The 15,194-nt window shown below is 60.8% G+C and carries 13 protein-coding genes; 6 read left to right on the forward strand and 7 right to left on the reverse strand.

The annotated features are described in order from the left end of the window. Position 1 precedes the first annotated feature (1 nt). Positions 2–1,528 carry a sodium-dependent transporter gene (locus tag DYE40_RS07820; protein ID WP_115308562.1) on the reverse strand — a complete coding sequence of 509 codons (1,527 nt, stop codon included), beginning with the start codon at positions 1,526–1,528 and terminating at the stop codon, positions 2–4. Positions 1,529–1,819: 291 nt separating this feature from the next. Here DYE40_RS07820 and DYE40_RS07825 point away from each other — a divergent pair, with 291 nt between their 5' ends. From DYE40_RS07825 to DYE40_RS07840, 5 genes are all read left to right on the forward strand, one after another. Continuing rightward, positions 1,820–2,059, forward strand: a complete 240-nt coding sequence (locus DYE40_RS07825; RefSeq protein WP_115308563.1) for a hypothetical protein — start codon at positions 1,820–1,822, stop codon at positions 2,057–2,059. 40 nt (positions 2,060–2,099) lie between these two features. Beyond that, positions 2,100–2,417 (forward strand): NGK_0946 family protein, encoded by a 318-nt coding sequence (locus tag DYE40_RS07830; RefSeq protein WP_115308564.1) that lies wholly within the window; start codon positions 2,100–2,102, stop codon positions 2,415–2,417. A 436-nt stretch (positions 2,418–2,853) separates the two neighbouring features. Beyond that, positions 2,854–4,332, forward strand: coding sequence for a 4-hydroxy-3-polyprenylbenzoate decarboxylase (ubiD, locus tag DYE40_RS07835; protein ID WP_115308565.1), 1,479 nt, complete (start codon positions 2,854–2,856; stop codon positions 4,330–4,332). A 1-nt stretch (position 4,333) separates the two neighbouring features. After that, positions 4,334–4,504, forward strand: coding sequence for a hypothetical protein (locus DYE40_RS12625; RefSeq protein ID WP_172461239.1), 171 nt, complete (start codon positions 4,334–4,336; stop codon positions 4,502–4,504). Between the two features lie 183 nt (positions 4,505–4,687). Then, positions 4,688–6,055 (forward strand): DUF2868 domain-containing protein, encoded by a 1,368-nt coding sequence (locus DYE40_RS07840; RefSeq protein WP_115308566.1) that lies wholly within the window; start codon positions 4,688–4,690, stop codon positions 6,053–6,055. A 530-nt stretch (positions 6,056–6,585) separates the two neighbouring features. Here DYE40_RS07840 and DYE40_RS07845 read toward each other — a convergent pair. After that, entirely contained in the window at positions 6,586–8,343 is a 1,758-nt protein-coding gene (locus DYE40_RS07845; protein ID WP_115308567.1) for a Na/Pi cotransporter family protein, read from the reverse strand. A gap of 792 nt (positions 8,344–9,135) precedes the next feature. After that, positions 9,136–10,764, reverse strand: coding sequence for an intermembrane transport protein PqiB (pqiB, locus tag DYE40_RS07850; protein WP_115308568.1), 1,629 nt, complete (start codon positions 10,762–10,764; stop codon positions 9,136–9,138). Positions 10,765–11,005: 241 nt separating this feature from the next. On the opposite strand from pqiB, the gene DYE40_RS07855 reads away from it, so the two are divergent. Beyond that, a complete protein-coding gene (locus DYE40_RS07855; RefSeq protein WP_115308569.1) occupies positions 11,006–11,458 on the forward strand; it encodes a four-helix bundle copper-binding protein in 453 nt (150 codons plus the stop codon). A 414-nt stretch (positions 11,459–11,872) separates the two neighbouring features. Here DYE40_RS07855 and DYE40_RS07860 read toward each other — a convergent pair whose 3' ends face one another. From DYE40_RS07860 to DYE40_RS07875, 4 genes are all read right to left on the reverse strand, one after another. Further along, a complete protein-coding gene (locus DYE40_RS07860) occupies positions 11,873–12,667 on the reverse strand; it encodes an ABC transporter ATP-binding protein (protein WP_115308570.1) in 795 nt (264 codons plus the stop codon). After that, positions 12,664–13,569 carry an ABC transporter permease gene (locus DYE40_RS07865; RefSeq protein ID WP_115308571.1) on the reverse strand — a complete coding sequence of 302 codons (906 nt, stop codon included), beginning with the start codon at positions 13,567–13,569 and terminating at the stop codon, positions 12,664–12,666. The genes DYE40_RS07860 and DYE40_RS07865 overlap by 4 nt, the downstream gene beginning before the upstream one ends. 90 nt (positions 13,570–13,659) lie before the next feature. Continuing rightward, positions 13,660–14,673 carry an ABC transporter substrate-binding protein gene (locus DYE40_RS07870; RefSeq protein WP_115308572.1) on the reverse strand — a complete coding sequence of 338 codons (1,014 nt, stop codon included), beginning with the start codon at positions 14,671–14,673 and terminating at the stop codon, positions 13,660–13,662. Positions 14,674–14,810: 137 nt separating this feature from the next. Further along, positions 14,811–15,071, reverse strand: a complete 261-nt coding sequence (locus DYE40_RS07875) for an accessory factor UbiK family protein (RefSeq protein WP_115308573.1) — start codon at positions 15,069–15,071, stop codon at positions 14,811–14,813. Positions 15,072–15,194: the final 123 nt, after the last annotated feature.

Consider the following 15,194-nt stretch of genomic DNA (forward strand, 5'->3'; position numbering starts at 1 on the left):
CTCATTTTCCGTCTCCTTTCACATCTTCGGCATCGGCATCAAACGGCTCTTCTTTTTTCCACGGCAGCAGGCTGAACAGCAGGGCGCAGACAATCAGCCCCACAGACATTCCCCAGCCGAACACATTGAGAAACCAGTCGGGATAGCCGCTGTAGTTTTTCTCCAACAGGTTCATACTGTCGGACACCAGCATATAGGCCAAAATGCAGAAAGTGGCGGTGATGCAGGTGTACCAGAGTGTGCCGACTTTAAACGACGAAATGCCGTTGATGTGTCCCGCCAGCTTGGGCAGGGTTTTGGTGGCCGCCATCAGCAGCACATAGCAGAAGCCCGCCGCGACAATGCCGTAGATATTGACGAATTTGTCGAGCACGTCCAACACGGGCAGGCCGGTGGTGGTGCCGAACAGCAGCGACGAAACCACCATCATCGGAATGCCCACGGCCAGCGTGGCCGGGATACGGCCGAGCCGCCATTTGTCCTGCACCGCCGCCACAATTACTTCCACAATCGAAATCATCGAAGTAATGCCCGCGAATACCAGCGAGGCGAAAAACAGCAGGCCGAGCAAAGTGCCGAAAGGTGCCTGGTTGATAATGGTGGGAAAGGCGACAAAGGCCAAGCCCAAGCCCGAAGTGGCAACTTCGCTCACTTCCTTGCCCGCAGCCTGCGCCATAAAGCCCAATGCGGCGAACACGCCGATGCCGGCCAGCACTTCAAAGCTGCTGTTGGCAAAACCGACCACCAGCCCCGTACCCGCCAAATCGGATTTTTTCTTCAAATAGGAAGAGTAGGTAATCATGATGCCGAAGCAGATGGAGAGCGAGAAGAAAATCTGTCCGTAGGCGGCAATCCACACGCCCGAATCGCTGAGCTTCGACCAATCCGGCGTAAACAGCGCGTCCAAACCTTTGGTTGCACCAGGCAGCGTCAGGGCGACGGCCACCATAATCAGGAACATGATGACCAAAAGCGGCATAAACACCGCCGAAGAACGCGCCACGCCTTTTTGCACGCCCAAAACAAGGATGGCGATGGTAAACAGCCACACACCCGCCAGCGGCAGGAACACCGGCCACACCATATCCAGGCTCACGCCCGTGTCTTTGGCCATGTGCAGGTAGTCGTTATAGAAAAATGCCTGCGGGTCGGTGCCCCACGCGGCAGTAAAGGAAAACCAAGTGTAGCTGGCCGCCCAGCCGAGGATGACGGCGTAGTAGATGCAGATAATGACATTGGTCATCACATTCCACCAGCCCAAGGGTTCCAGCCATTTGCGTACGCGGCGGAAAGCCAGCGGCGGCGATCCGCGGTAGCGGTGGCCGATGGCATATTCCAAGAGCAGCAGCGGAATGCCCGCAGTCAGCAGGGCAATGAGATAGGGGACGATGAACGCCCCGCCGCCGTTGTCGTAGGCGATATAGGGAAACCGCCAGATATTGCCCAGCCCCACGGCCGAGCCGATGGCGGCGAAGATAAATGCCTTGCGGGTGGAAAAGGTTGCGCGTTGTTCTTGTTGTTCCGACACGGAACGCCTCCTTAATTAAGATATGTGTTAGCGGGCTGCCGGTTTGTTCCGATGTTAAGGCCGTCTGAAAAACGGCCCGCATCAGGGCGGCTTGGAAATAAGAAAAGCTGCCATCATACTTGGTTGTGTAAAGTTTTGCTAGCGGCATGTGCCGGCAGGTGCCGCAGGCCGTCTGAAAAGGCGGAAAAGATATGTTTTTGCGGAAGAAACACTTGACTTGAGTCGGCGGGTTAGTTAAATTCCGTAAACAGAAATTTTGCTTTTCCCGTCATTCCAGATAAAGGAAATTCTATGTTGAAGTCCGTATTATTGGCTTTTGCCGCCGCCGTTTCGCTCAGCGCATGTGTCGGCAGCCAGCCGTTTGTCAGCAGCCGTTCCGAAGCCGAGCTCGAGCGTGATGCCGATGCGGTCAACCGCGCCGAACGCGCCGAACGCGCCGAACGCCGCGCCGAAGACCGCGAAGAAATGATGAACGCCGCCGAAGCCGTCAACCGCGCCAACAGAGGCCGCCGCGTCTACATCCTGCGCTAAGCCGCGCAATACAGAACACATTACGAATAGGAGTTTGATTATGAAAGCACTGGCCATTCCCCTGATGATCGTATTGGCACTTTCCGCCTGTACCACTCCCGGACAATCCGTGGGCGATTACGCCATCGGCGATGACAATGCCGCCATCAATGCCGGACGCAACCGCAAATCCGCGCAGATCAGCCGCGCCCAGCTCGAACAGCACCGCCGCCAGCGTGCCAACGTATCCGAAGAGCTGGCACTCGAACGCGAAAAACGTGCCAACAGACACGACAGCATCCGTCAGGGCATGGGTACTGCTGCCGGTGCGGTCGGCCTGATTGGCGGCACGGCTGCCATCATCCGCGCATTCCGATAATTCGGCAAACCGCAATTGCCGGCAATGTGATCATTGCCGGCTGTTTTTACGGCTGCAGAAAATGAAACAATACGGCTTTGCCGCCCCTTGCAGTGCTGCCGTCTGCGTTTGGCCGCATGACATCTTCTTTATTTTCTCAGGTAATATTGTCCGGCACCGTCTTTGAGGCCGTCTGAAAAACACCCAATGCGGATTTCAGACGGCCTCGGAAAAGCCGCAGGCAATAAGTGCGGAGCCAAATGGCGGCAAAAGGCAAGGCCTGCGGGGCTGCGCCCGCTTTCCGTCCTGTCGCCGCCGAAGCACCGCGCTGCCGCCGTCCCGAAAAGCAACAGCGATTTTCAAACCTGCAACGGCTGTTTGCTCCCGTCCGCATTACGGGCGGATGTATCTTGTTTCCCGTAAGGCAAACTGTCCGAACGCATAAGGAAAGCCGAATATGAAATACCGAGATCTGCGCGACTTTACCGCCCAATTGGAACAGACAGGCCGTCTGAAACGCATCGCCGCCCCCGTTTCCCCGCATTTGGAAATGACCGAAATTGCCGACCGCGTTTTGCGCGCGCAAGGGCCGGCGCTGCTGTTCGAACACCCCGTCAAGCCCGACGGCGGCTGTTATGATTTTCCCGTGCTGGCCAACCTGTTCGGCACGCCCGAACGCGTGGCGATGGGCATGGGCGCGGACAGCGTCGCCAAACTGCGCGAAATCGGCCAAACGCTGGCCTATCTGAAAGAACCCGAGCCGCCCAAAGGCATCAAAGACGCATTTTCCAAACTGCCGCTCTTGAAAGACATTTGGAGCATGGCGCCGAACGTGGTGAAAAAAGCGCCCTGCCAAGAAATCGTATGGGAGGGCGGCGACGTAGATTTAACGCGCCTGCCGATTCAGCACTGCTGGCCGGAAGACGTGGCGCCGCTGGTAACATGGGGCTTGACCGTAACGCGCGGGCCGCACAAAAAACGCCAGAATCTCGGCATCTACCGCCAACAATTATTAAGCAAAAACAAGCTCATCATGCGCTGGCTCGCCCATCGCGGCGGCGCACTCGATTTTCAGGCGCACAAAAAGCTGCATCCCGACACACCGTATCCCGTTGCCGTGGTGCTCGGCTGCGACCCCGCCACGATTTTGGGCGCGGTTACGCCCGTGCCCGACACCTTGAGCGAATACCAGTTTGCCGGCCTCCTGCGCGGCTCGCGCACCGAATTGGTGAAATGCATCGGCAGCGGTTTGCAAGTGCCGGCCCGCGCCGAAATCGTGCTCGAAGGCGTGATTCATCCCAATGAAACCGCGCTCGAAGGCCCCTATGGCGACCACACAGGCTATTACAACGAGCAGGATTATTTCCCCGTGTTTACCGTCGAGCGCATCACCATGCGCGAAAACCCGATTTACCACAGCACCTACACCGGCAAACCCCCCGACGAACCGGCCGTGCTGGGCGTGGCCTTAAACGAAGTATTCGTGCCGCTGCTGCAAAAACAGTTTCCCGAAATCACCGATTTCTACCTGCCGCCCGAAGGCTGTTCCTACCGCATGGCCGTGGTCAGCATCAAAAAACAATATGCCGGCCACGCCAAGCGCGTGATGATGGGCTGCTGGTCGTTCCTGCGCCAGTTTATGTACACCAAATTCATCATCGTGGTGGACGACGATGTGGACTGCCGCGACTGGAAAGAAGTGATTTGGGCGGTTACCACGCGCATGGATCCCGTGCGCGATACGGTATTGGTGGAAAACACGCCGATTGACTATTTGGACTTCGCCAGCCCTGTGAGCGGACTCGGCGGCAAAATGGGCTTGGACGCCACCAACAAATGGCCGGGCGAAACCGACCGCGAATGGGGGCGCGTCATCGAGCGCGATGCCGCCACTGTGGCCAAAGTCGATGCCATGTGGCGCGACTTGGGTTTGTGAAATGAACTTAGTCATCGAGCTGCTGCTTTCGATGGTTGCGGAATTTGTTTCAGCTGGTGAGACATACCGGCGGCTGGCGCAAGACTGGCGGCGGCGGAAATTGTCGGTGGCATCCGCGCTGCCGGTATTGGTGTGGCTGCTTTTGTTTTGGCTGGTCGGAATGGCGATTTGAGCCGTATTCGGCTGATATTTATTCGGAACAGTCGTGTTTCAGACGGCCTTTCCGTCGGGCTTTTTCCAAGCAAAGGCCGTCTGAAAAGATATGCTAGAATCCGCGTCTTTTCAGACGGCATCTTTAATTTTTTCAGACGGCCTCTCCATACTCCCACCCCAATATCCATCCATTCCCCCGAATATGCTGCCCGACCAAGCCCGCCGCCTTACCGAACTCGTCCGCCTGCTCGAAGAAGACGGCTATATTTTTTCCGCCGACCCCGAAGCCGTTACCGAAGCCCTGCGGCACGAAGAGGGCGGCGCGGAACAACGCCTGCTGCGCCGCGCCGCCCTAATCGACAGCAACGGCCGCCTTGCCGACGCGCTGCAACGCAGCCGCAGCGGCGTGTTCTGGCTGTGGCTCACGGCCGCCACCCTGCTTTTTTCCGCCGCCTTTTCCGCCACCTACGCCCTGATGGACGAAAAAGGGCTCAACTTCTTCCTCATCCTCGCCGGCGTATTGGGCGCAAACACCGTGATGCTGCTGGTTTGGCTGGCCGCCGTGGTTGTTTTGCGCCGCCAAGGCACGCTGCCCGTTTCCTGTCCGTCGGGCTGGCTGCGCGGGCGCGGAGCCGTCGGACAAGCCCTGCTGCATCTGTCCGCCGAAGAATGGCGCAGGCCGCAAACCCGCTGGATCGTCGGAGCGGCTTCCCACAGCCTTTGGCTCGCCACCCTTTCCGGAATGCTGGTCTGCATTCTGCTGCTGCTCTCCGTGCGCCAGTACACCTTCAATTGGGAAAGCACCCTGCTCGACGGCACGGCCTTGGTCGGCACCGTGTCCGCGCTGGCAAAATTCCCTGCCGCACTCGGCTTCCCCGCACCCGATGCCGCCGCCGTGCTGCAAGGCCGTCTGAACGGCAATGCCGCCGATGCGCAGGCATGGGCGTGGCTCTTGGTCGGCTGCATTTTCTGCTACGGCATCCTGCCGCGTCTGACGGCATGGGCGGCCTGCAAGCTGCTGGTACGCCGCGCCGCCTGCGGCCTGCCGCTGGACAAACCGTATTACCAAAACATCATCCGCCGCTGGCAGACGCGGATTACCGATGCCGACACGCAGCGCGAAGCCGTGCCCGTTTTGCCGCCCCGGCCTGCCGCCGACGGTGCGGCGCAGTGGGCGGTGATGCTGGAAACCGATTGGCCGGACAAAAACTGGTACCGCAGCGCGGCCGCGCGGCAGTGGCTCGACAAAGGCACGGCCGCAGGACGCGATGCGGTGGCTGCGCTGCTGGCGGAGCTGGCAGCGCAGCCCGTGCAGCTTCTGATCGGCATCCGCGCCCACACCGTACCCGACCGGGGCATCCTGCGCCAAACCGCCGCACTGGCGGCGGCGGCCAAAGGCGGCGCAATCGTCCAGCTTTTGCAGGCCGCCCCCGTTTCAGACGGCCTCGAAGACATGACCAAGCAATGGCAGTCCGCCCTGTCCGAACGCAACATTCCCTGTCTGCTCCCGCCGCAGGCGGCACAAAAACGGCGCAGGGCGCAGGCAGAGGCCGGGAGCGGGGTCGTCTGAAACTGTATTTTCAGACGGCCTGTTTGCTACGATGGGAGCGCGTGCGTCGCCTTGGGGCGACACACCCTACTGTTATGCAGCCGGCGGGCAGAATTTAGTTTGCTGCAAATGCAAAATACGAGGCCGTCTGAAACTGTATTTTCAGACGGCCTCTGCCGTTGGGCAGGGTGTGCCGTGCAGCAGCGCATGCGGTTTCGGCGGTTGCGGATACCGCATGGCGGTGTGGGCGATGGAGCCTGAAAACACGGCGTTGCTGTGTCTGCCGTTTTGCGGTTTTCAGACGGCCTGTTTGCTACGATGGGAGCGCGTGCGTCGCCTTGGGGCGACACACCCTACCTTTGAATCCGACGGCAAATGATGGCGGGAAAAAAGTTTTCCGTTGCTGAAAAAAGCAAACGCAGCACGGTTTGTCCGCAGGGTGTGCGGCGAAGCCATGCGCGCGTTTTTGCCATCCGGACAACAGGCCGTCTGAAAACGGCATTGCGGCTTTCAGACGGCCTTTTCTCTGTTTCCGAATCTCCGTGCCAAGCCTAAGCCGCCGCGCCTTCCTCCGCTTCCGTGTTTTCCGGTGTGCGCGATTGCAGGATTTCGGCCACGCCCAAGCCGATGCGGCGGGCGTAGTTGATGTCGTTGAGCAGCGAGGAGGCCTGCCAGCCGTTCAGCTCTTTGTTGCGCAGCTTCACCATCACGCGGGCGCGGAAGGTTTCCAGCGTGTCGGTGTGGGCGTACAGCTTTTCCAGCAGGGCCGAACGTTCCCCGCCGGCGGGCAGCTCGTCGGTGCGGCGGAAGAGCAGCAGGGTTTGGAAAACGTGGCGGCGCAGACGCAGGTAGTCGGCGGCGGCAGGCGAATTTTTATCTTGCAGATACTGCTGCATATTTTTCTGCAAGTGCTGGCTTTCCTTCACCGTTTCGACGATGCGCCAGGCGGCGGTGTGGTCGCGCGTGAGCTGCTCCTGATGCGGGTTGTCGGAAAGATCCAGCCTGCCGGTGAAATCGAGGATCGCGCTGAACAGCGGCTTGATCTGCCGCTCGTAAAGCTGCGGCACATCCAAATCCAGCGGCGGCACGGGCGCGGGCAGGTTTCTGCTGTCGGCGGCGGCATCGTACAGAAGCTGCGGCGGCACAAACAGCGCGTGGCACATCACTTCCGTACCCGCTTTGTCGAGATGGCGTATTTCGCGGCTCAAGGCCATCAGCGCGGTTTCGGCCGACAGGAGCATATTGGCATTGAGATACTGCGGCGATGCGGCGGTTTGCGCTTCGGCGGCTTTGTCGGGCAGACGGCGGCACAATTCCGCCGCCAGCCGGTTTTGCAGCTTCCAGAACACGGCGATGCCCAGCAGGTTGAACAGCGTGTGGAACAGGGCAAGCTGCATCAGCTCGTTCAGTCCCAGCCATTGTCCGAACGCGGCGGCAAAATGCGTCAGCGGCCACCATGCGGCCAGCGACAAAGCCGCCGTTACCACGTTGAACAGCACGTGCGCCACGGCCAGCCGCTGCCCGCCGCGCTCGCTGCCGAGCATACCGACCAGGGCGGTGGAAACGCTGGTGCCCACGCACGAACCCACCGCTACGGCAAAGCCCTGCATCAGGGTAAGCTGCCCGCCCGACAAGGCGGCCAGAGCCAGCAGCAGCGTGGCGTGCGACGACTGCAATACCACGGTCAGCAGGAAGCCGACGGCAAAAAACAGCAGCACTTCGCCCATCCCGCCGATTTGCGTACCGGAAAAATCAATGCCCGCGCCGAAAGCGTGGAAGCCGTTTTTGATTTCGTCCACGCCGAGAAAAATCAGCGCAACCCCCACCAGCACCCGCCCGAACGCGCGGTTGCGTTCGCCGAAAAAGCCCATCAGGATGCCGAACACCATCATCGGCAGTGCGGCCGGCGAGAGACTGATATTCTGCCCCGCCGCCGCCAGCAGCCACACGCCGCCCGTCGCCCCCAGATTCGTGCCCAAGATAATCGCAATGCCGCCCGCGAGCGAAATCATGCCCGAGCTTAAAAACGCCATCGCCAGCAGCGCGACCAGCGTACTCGACTGCAAGACCAGCGTCGCCCCCGTACCGAACAGCACGCCTTTGAGCGGGGTGGAAGTGGAAGTACGCATCCAGCGTTCGAGCCGCCCGCCCGCCGCATTGCGCAGCCCCTCTTCGATATTCTGCATACCGAACAGGAACAAAGCCAGGCCGTAGCACAGCCGCAGCCACGGCGGGCTGTATGCGAAACTCGCCGCCAGAGCCAGCAGCAGCGCGGCAAACAAAAAATACTTCTGAACCAGTTTGGCCATTTGCGGACATCTCCCTTCGGCACAGAGCGTAAAAGCGGCCATTCTAACCGAAAAGGCCGCCTGAAAAGGCCGTCTGAAAATCCGCAATATTGTTTTTCAGACGGCCTTTATGCTGCTAAGCCAATAACAAACAACCGCCAGCGGCATAAGGCGCAGGGTGTGTCGCAGCGACGCACGCGTTTCATGCCACAGCGGGAAAACGGTCTGAAAAGCACAAACGGTATTTCGGACACGCCGTGTCTGTGTTTTCAGACGGCCTCATTTCCGTTGTCCCAACAGCCGTGCAAGTATCTGCCGGCGCGTGCGTTGCCTTCGGGCGGCACACCCTACTTAGCGGCAGAGGCCGTCTGAAAAAGCAGATTTTGTTTTTCAGACGGCCTTTATGCTGCTAAGCCAATAACAAACAACCGCCTGCGGCGTAACGGGTAGGGTGTGTCGCGCAGCGACGCACGCGTTTCATGCCAAAGCGGGAAAACGGGCTGAAAAGCACAAACGGCATTTTGGGCGCGCCGTGTCTGTGTTTTCAGACGGCCTCATTTCCGTTGTCCAAACCGCCGTGCAAGTCTCTGCCGGCGCGTGCGTCGCTTTGGCGACACACCCTACTTAGCGGCAGAGGCCGTCTGAAAAAGCAGATTTTGTTTTTCAGACGGCCTCTGTGTTTTAAACCAAATAAGAAAGCAACCGCCAGCGGCGTAACGGGTAGGGTGTGCCGCGCAGCGACGCACGCGTTTCATGCTGCAGCAGACAGGCCGTCTGAAAAAACGATTTTCAGACGGCCTGTCTGCTGCCCGCTTACTGCCCTTTCGGAACGGGGTCTTTGCTGTTTTGGTTGAAAATCAGCGAATTGGGTTTTTCTTTCAGGGTGTCGAGCAGGGGCTGCACGCTGCCGAGGGTTTGGTCGATGCGGCGCAGGGTGTCCTGCACGTCGCGGTACACGGGCGAGGCGGGCGATACGCCGTGCAGGGTTTGGCGCAGCTCGGCCAGGGTTTTGTTCAGCTCGGCAGGCACGGCCTGCGTCTGCGGCTTGGCCAGCAGGCTGTTGGCGGATTTGAGGGTGTGTTTCAGCTCGGCCAGGCTGCCGTTAAGCTCGCCCACGGTTTTTTCCAGAGGCAGTTTGTTCAGTTTGTCGAGCAGGGCGGAGAGCTGGCTCTGCAAATCGTCGAGGCCGCCGCCGGCGCGGGTGGCGATAACGGGCAGGCCGGCATATTCGGCCTGCGGTGCGGGCGGCGTGCTGCCGGCGGGGGTGTCGGAGAGCTCGATCATTTTGCTGCCGAGGATGAGGTTGTCGGCGGCCAGGCCGGCGGTGAGGCCGCGCGATAAGGCCGTCTGAAAGGCATTTTGCCAGTATTCGCGGCTTTGGCGGTCGGCGTTGCGCTCGATCAGGTACGGATCGATGCGCAGGCGCACGGGTATGCGGCCGTCTGAAAATAGTGTGAGGCTGTCGCCTGCGGCGAAATAGGGTACGTCGGCAACGCTGCCGACGCGCAGGCCTTTGTATTCTACGGGCGAGCCGGAGGAGAGGCCGCGTACGGACTGTTTGAAAAAGGCGGTGTAGTAGATGGCGCGTTCGTCCGGCAGGCTGTCTGCGGCGGCACGGCTGCCGTACAGTTCGAACTGCTGGCCTTCGGCGGCGGGAGCGGCGTTTTTGTCGGGGGAGGAGAAGGCAATCGCGCCGGAGATGAGTGCGCCCAGGGGTGCGCTGTCGAGCTGGAAGCCGCCGCCGTCGGTGCGCAGGCGGATGCCGCTGTCGAGCCAGAAGCGGCTGCCGGAATTGATGAGGGTGTCGTTGGGGTGGCCGATGAAGATGGTGTAGTCGATGCGGCGGGTTTGCGGGTTGAAGCGCACGCTTTCCACTTGGCCGACATTCAGGCTTTCGTATACCACGGGCGCGCCGATGTCGAGCTTTTTGCCGCTGCTGCCGGAGAGTTTCAGCCGCAGGCCGTCTTGGCCGAGCGCGGCCACGGGCGGGATGTCGGACACTTCGAAGGTGTCTTTGCTTTGTTCCGCTTTGCCGGGGATAAAGGCGATGTATGCACCCGAAACCAGGGTGTTGAGGCCGGAGATGCCGCTGCCGTCGATGCGCGGCTTGACCACCCAAAACTGGGTGTCGGTTTTCAGCATGTTTTTTACGTCGGCATTGAGCTGCGCGGTCAGCTCCACGCCCTTGCCGTCGCCGCGCAGGCGGATGTTGGTGATTTTTCCGACGTTTACGCTCAATACGCGTACTACGGTGTTGTTGGTTTCGATGCCTTCCGCGCTGTCGAGGTACAGCGTGATTTTCGGGCCGGTGTTGCGGATGTGGTCGAACAGCAGCCAGCCGCCGACAAGAAAGGCCAGCAGCGGCACAATCCAGACAAAAGAGGCGGCGGCATTGGTTTTGCGCACGCGCGAACGGGCGGGAACGGGGCTGGGTTGGGACATGGAATAATGTGCGGTGTGTGGATAAAGGCCGCGATTATGCCGTTTCGCTGCGGCGATGGCAAACGGGCAGGCCGTCTGAAAACGTGTTTCCGCCGCCGGAAAAGCCGTGTGGAAACCACGCCTGCGGTCGTGCCGCCCTTTCGGGCGGTGTGCCGCTATGTTAATATTTCCATGCAAAACATCGGCCTTTTTTAACAAAAGGCTTTTTCCAACCGTTTCACAAGCAAACAAGGATCATGAAATGAACCGTCGTCAATTTATCGGCAGCACCGCCGCCGTATCCCTTGCCGCCGCCGCTTCGCTGGCCAAAGCACACGACCATTCCGGACATGGCCGCAGCCATGCCGCGCCCGCTGCCGCCAATCCCTACGAAGCCGCCCGTGCCGCGGCTGCCCGCTGCGTTGCGGCCGGTCAGGTATGCCTCGCCCACTGCATTGCCCTGCTGGGCACGGGCGACACGAGCATGAAAGACTGCTCCGCCGCCGCCAACCAGATGCTTGCCCTGTGCGGCGCGCTGCAAAACCTGGCTGCCCAAGGCTCGCGCCTGACACCCGCGTTGGCAAAAGTGTGCGCCGAAGCCTGCAAGCAGTGTGCCGCCGCCTGCAAGGAACACGCCGGCCATCACGCGGAATGCAAAGCCTGCTACGAGTCCTGCACCGCCTGCGCCAAAGCCTGCGAGGCCATTGCCGCGTAAGCGTCCGCAAGGGCAGGAGGCCGTCTGAAAACCTTAAAACGGGTTTTCAGACGGCCTCTGTGTTTCAAACCAAATCAACAATATCCGTCCTGCTGCTGCATAAGGTGCAGGGTGTGTCGTGCAGCGGCGCATGCGTTTCCTGCCGCAGCAAACAGGCCGTCTGAAAAACGGCAGGCGGTGTTGCGGGCGGTCTTGTTTTCCGTTGTCCGCACCGTCATGCGAATCTCGGAAACCGCGTGCGCCGCCTTAGGGCGGCACACCCTGCTTTAATGGGCAGAGGCCGTCTGAAAAATCGAGGTTTGATTTTTCAGACGGCCTCTGTGTTCATGGCGGAGCAAATAAAAAATATCCGTTCTGCTTTTGCGGACGGGGCAAAACGTGTGCCGTCTGCGCGGCTTACGGTCTGCAGCCTGTTCAGTCCAAGAGCAGGCTGTCGTCGGTGATTTCGCTGCCGCTGCTCTGCCCGAACAGGGCGAGCAGGTCGGGTACGTCCATGCGGGCGCGTTTTTCGCCGCCGACATCGAGGACGACGCGGCCCCGGTGGAGCATGACGGTGCGGCTGCCGTAATCGAGTGCCTGGCGCATGGAATGGGTAACCATCATGGCGGTAAGGCGGTTTTCGGCGATGGTTTTTTCGGTCAGTTCGAGTACGAAGGCGGCGGTTTTGGGATCGAGGGCGGCAGTGTGTTCGTCGAGCAGGAGGATTTTGCTGGGGCGCAGGGCGGCCATGAGGAGGCTGACGGCCTGACGCTGGCCGCCGGAGAGCAGGCCGATGCGGTCGCCGAGGCGGTTTTCGAGGCCGAGTTTGAGGGTGGCGAGTTTTTCGCGGAACAGTTCGCGCCTGCGGCGGTCGAGTGCGAAGCCGAGGCCGCGCCTGCTGCCGCGCGAATAGGCCAGTGCCATGTTTTCTTCGATGCTGAGGGCTTCGCAGGTGCCGGCGAGCGGGTCTTGGAAAACGCGGGCGACAAGGCCGGCGCGTTTGTGCGCAGGCAGGCGGGTTACGTCGCGGCCGCCGATGCGGATGCGGCCGCCGCCGACCATGATGTCGCCGCTGACGGCGTTGAGCAGGGTGGATTTGCCTGCGCCGTTGCTGCCGATGACGGTGATAAATTCGCCTTCGGCGATGTTGAGGCTGAGGCCGCGCAGGACGCTGTTGGCGGCGGGGGTGCCGGCGTTGAAGGTTACGGTGAGGTTTTCTGCCTGCATCATGGCGCGGCTTTCCTTTTCAGACGGCCTTTGACGGCGGGAATTTGCAGGGCGGCGGCAACGAGGAGGGCGGTGATGAGGTTAAGGTCGGTGGGGCGTACGCCGAGGCTTTGCAGCGCGTCGTTGCCCAGGGCGAAGGCGATGAGCAGGCGGTAAACCACCGCGCCGGCAATGGCGGCCAGGGTCAGGAAGACGATGCGGGAGGAGGGAAGCAGGTTTTGGCCGATGATGACGGCGGCCAGGCCGATAACGATGGTGCCGATGCCGCTGGTGATGTCTGCGCTGCCGCTGGTTTGGGCGAAGAGTGCGCCGCCGAGGGCAACGAGCGCGTTGGACAGAGCCATGCCGAGGACGATCATGCCGCCGGTGTTCACGCCCTGCGCACGCGCCATACGGGCGTTTACGCCGGTGGCGCGGACGGCCAGGCCGGTGCGGGTGTTGAAAAACCAGTCGAGCAGCAGCTTGGCGGCAAGGACGAAGCCTGCGGCAATGAGGGGCTGCACCCAGTATTGGTTGGAAAAGTCGGCGGCAACGAAGGGGGAAAAGACGCTCGGGGTGTCGATAAGGGGGAGGTTGGGCGAGCCGCCGGCGATGCGCAGGTTGATTGAGTAGAGGGCAACCATGGCGAGGATGCCGGCGAGCAGGGGCAGGATTTTGAGGCCGACGTGTAAAAAGGCGGTGGCCGCGCCCGCCGCCGCACCCGCCGCAAGGGCATACAGGCAGGCGGCCCAAGGGTTTGCGCCCGCGCCGACGGACACGGCGAACACAATCGCACCCAGCGGAAAGCTGCTGTCGGCGGTGAGGTCGGGGAAGTCGAGGATGCTGAACGAAATCAGTACGCCGAGGGCGACGAGGGCGTAGATCAGGCCGGTTTCGATGCCGCCGAAGAAGGCGATGAGGCTCATGTGTCGTGGTTCTTTCGTGTGCCCGCAATGTTTTCAGACGGCCTCTGCTGTCGGGCGGCAGAGGCCGTCTGAAAAGCGGGTTGTAATGGCTTACTCTTTGATTTCTTTCGCCTGATCCCGCAAGTCCTGCGTCAGGGTGATGCCTAAGGCCGCTGCGTGTTTGCTGCTGAGGTAGAGGTCGAGGCGGTCGAGTTTTTCAGACGGCATATCGCCGGGTTTGCCGCCTTTGAGGATGGCGGCGGTGATTTTGCCCGATTTCTGCCCTGTGGCGAAAGAGTCCATGCCCATGGCCGCCACCGCGCCGCGCGTTACCGAGTCGGCATCGGAGGCCACCAGCGGGATTTTGCTTTCGACGGAGGCTTTGTACATGGATTCGTAGGCGGAAACGACGTTGTTGTCGAGCGAGGTGAAAATCACATCGGCCTTGCCGTTGAGGCTGCGGGCGGCGGTCAGCACGTCGGCGGAGCGGGCGGCGGGAGCTTCGGCAACCTGCAAGCCCTGTGCGGCGGCTTTTTCTTTCAGGCGGTTGAGTACGGTAACGGAATTGATTTCGCCGGGGCTGTATACATAGCCGATGGTTTTCAGGCCGGGTACGAGTTTTTTCATCAGATCGATTTGCGGGCCGACGGGCAGCTCGTCGGATACGCCGACGATGTTGGTGCCCGACGGGGCAAGGCCGGCGACGAGTTTCGCGCCGACGGGGTCGGTAACGGCGGTGTACACGACGGGGACGGTTTTGGTGGCGGCTGCGGCGGCCTGTGCGCTGGGGGTGGTGATGGCGACGATGGCATCGGGCTTGTCGCCGGCGAATTTTTTGGCAATCTGCGCGGCGTTGGCGGTGCTGCCCTGTGCGCTTTGGAAGTCGATAACGAGGTTTTTGCCTTCTTCAAAACCTTCGGCTTTGAGGCCGTCGATTACGCCGGCGCGGATGGTGTCGAGGGCGGGATGGTCGGCGATGGCGGTGATGGCGACTTTTTTTACTTCTGCCGCCGCTGGGGCGGATGCGCCGCTCTCTGCGGCGGCGGTTTGCTGTTCTGCGGGGGAGCAGGCGGCCAGTACGGCGGCGGCGAAAAAGGAGAATACGGCGGCGGTTTTTGCGGTCATGGCGGCTGATTCCGTCGGATGAAAAGGCGCGATTATAGCGTTTTTCCGTCGGGATTGGTTGCAAAGAGGCCGTCTGAAAGCGCGGCTCCGGCAGGGCGGAAACGGGTTTTCAGACGGCCTCTTTGCGGCTTGCCGTGTCAAACGGCTGCGCTGTTTTCCTGTGTTTCTGCGGCGGCTTCGAGTTTGGCCAGTCGCGCTTCCAGGTCGGCCAGCTTGGTGCGGGTTTTGACCAACACCTGCTGCTGGATGTCGAATTCTTCGCGGGTAACCAGATCCATTTTACCGAACGCGCTGCCGAGCATGGCTTTGACGTTTTTTTCCACGTCTTTGGCGGGGCTGTTGGCGATGGTTTCGCTGATTCTGGATGAGACTTCTTCTAAGATTTTGGAACCGAACATGGCTGTTTCCTTTGGTTTGGTTGCGGAGGTTGGGGGAGGTGCGGATTGTATAGCGAAACCGGCCGGCGGCAAAATCACGCCGTATGCGGCCGGAGTTTCGCGCGGCGGCTCGGAAACGGCCGC

This window comes from Kingella potus (assembly GCF_900451175.1).
Lineage (GTDB): Bacteria > Pseudomonadota > Gammaproteobacteria > Burkholderiales > Neisseriaceae > Neisseria > Neisseria potus.

Bases quoted from the DNA above. Each gene is read 5' to 3' on its own strand.
- DYE40_RS12625 (WP_172461239.1), top strand. From the start codon at position 4,334: ATGAACTTAGTCATCGAGCTGCTGCTTTCGATGGTTGCGGAATTTGTT.
- DYE40_RS07825 (WP_115308563.1), top strand. From the start codon at position 1,820: ATGTTGAAGTCCGTATTATTGGCTTTTGCCGCCGCCGTTTCGCTCAGC.
- DYE40_RS07855 (WP_115308569.1), top strand. From the start codon at position 11,006: ATGAACCGTCGTCAATTTATCGGCAGCACCGCCGCCGTATCCCTTGCC.
- DYE40_RS07830 (WP_115308564.1), top strand. From the start codon at position 2,100: ATGAAAGCACTGGCCATTCCCCTGATGATCGTATTGGCACTTTCCGCC.
- DYE40_RS07860 (WP_115308570.1), bottom strand. From the start codon at position 12,667: ATGATGCAGGCAGAAAACCTCACCGTAACCTTCAACGCCGGCACCCCC.
- DYE40_RS07840 (WP_115308566.1), top strand. From the start codon at position 4,688: ATGCTGCCCGACCAAGCCCGCCGCCTTACCGAACTCGTCCGCCTGCTC.
- DYE40_RS07875 (WP_115308573.1), bottom strand. From the start codon at position 15,071: ATGTTCGGTTCCAAAATCTTAGAAGAAGTCTCATCCAGAATCAGCGAA.
- pqiB (WP_115308568.1), bottom strand. From the start codon at position 10,764: ATGTCCCAACCCAGCCCCGTTCCCGCCCGTTCGCGCGTGCGCAAAACC.
- DYE40_RS07865 (WP_115308571.1), bottom strand. From the start codon at position 13,569: ATGAGCCTCATCGCCTTCTTCGGCGGCATCGAAACCGGCCTGATCTAC.
- DYE40_RS07870 (WP_115308572.1), bottom strand. From the start codon at position 14,673: ATGACCGCAAAAACCGCCGCCGTATTCTCCTTTTTCGCCGCCGCCGTA.
- DYE40_RS07845 (WP_115308567.1), bottom strand. From the start codon at position 8,343: ATGGCCAAACTGGTTCAGAAGTATTTTTTGTTTGCCGCGCTGCTGCTG.
- ubiD (WP_115308565.1), top strand. From the start codon at position 2,854: ATGAAATACCGAGATCTGCGCGACTTTACCGCCCAATTGGAACAGACA.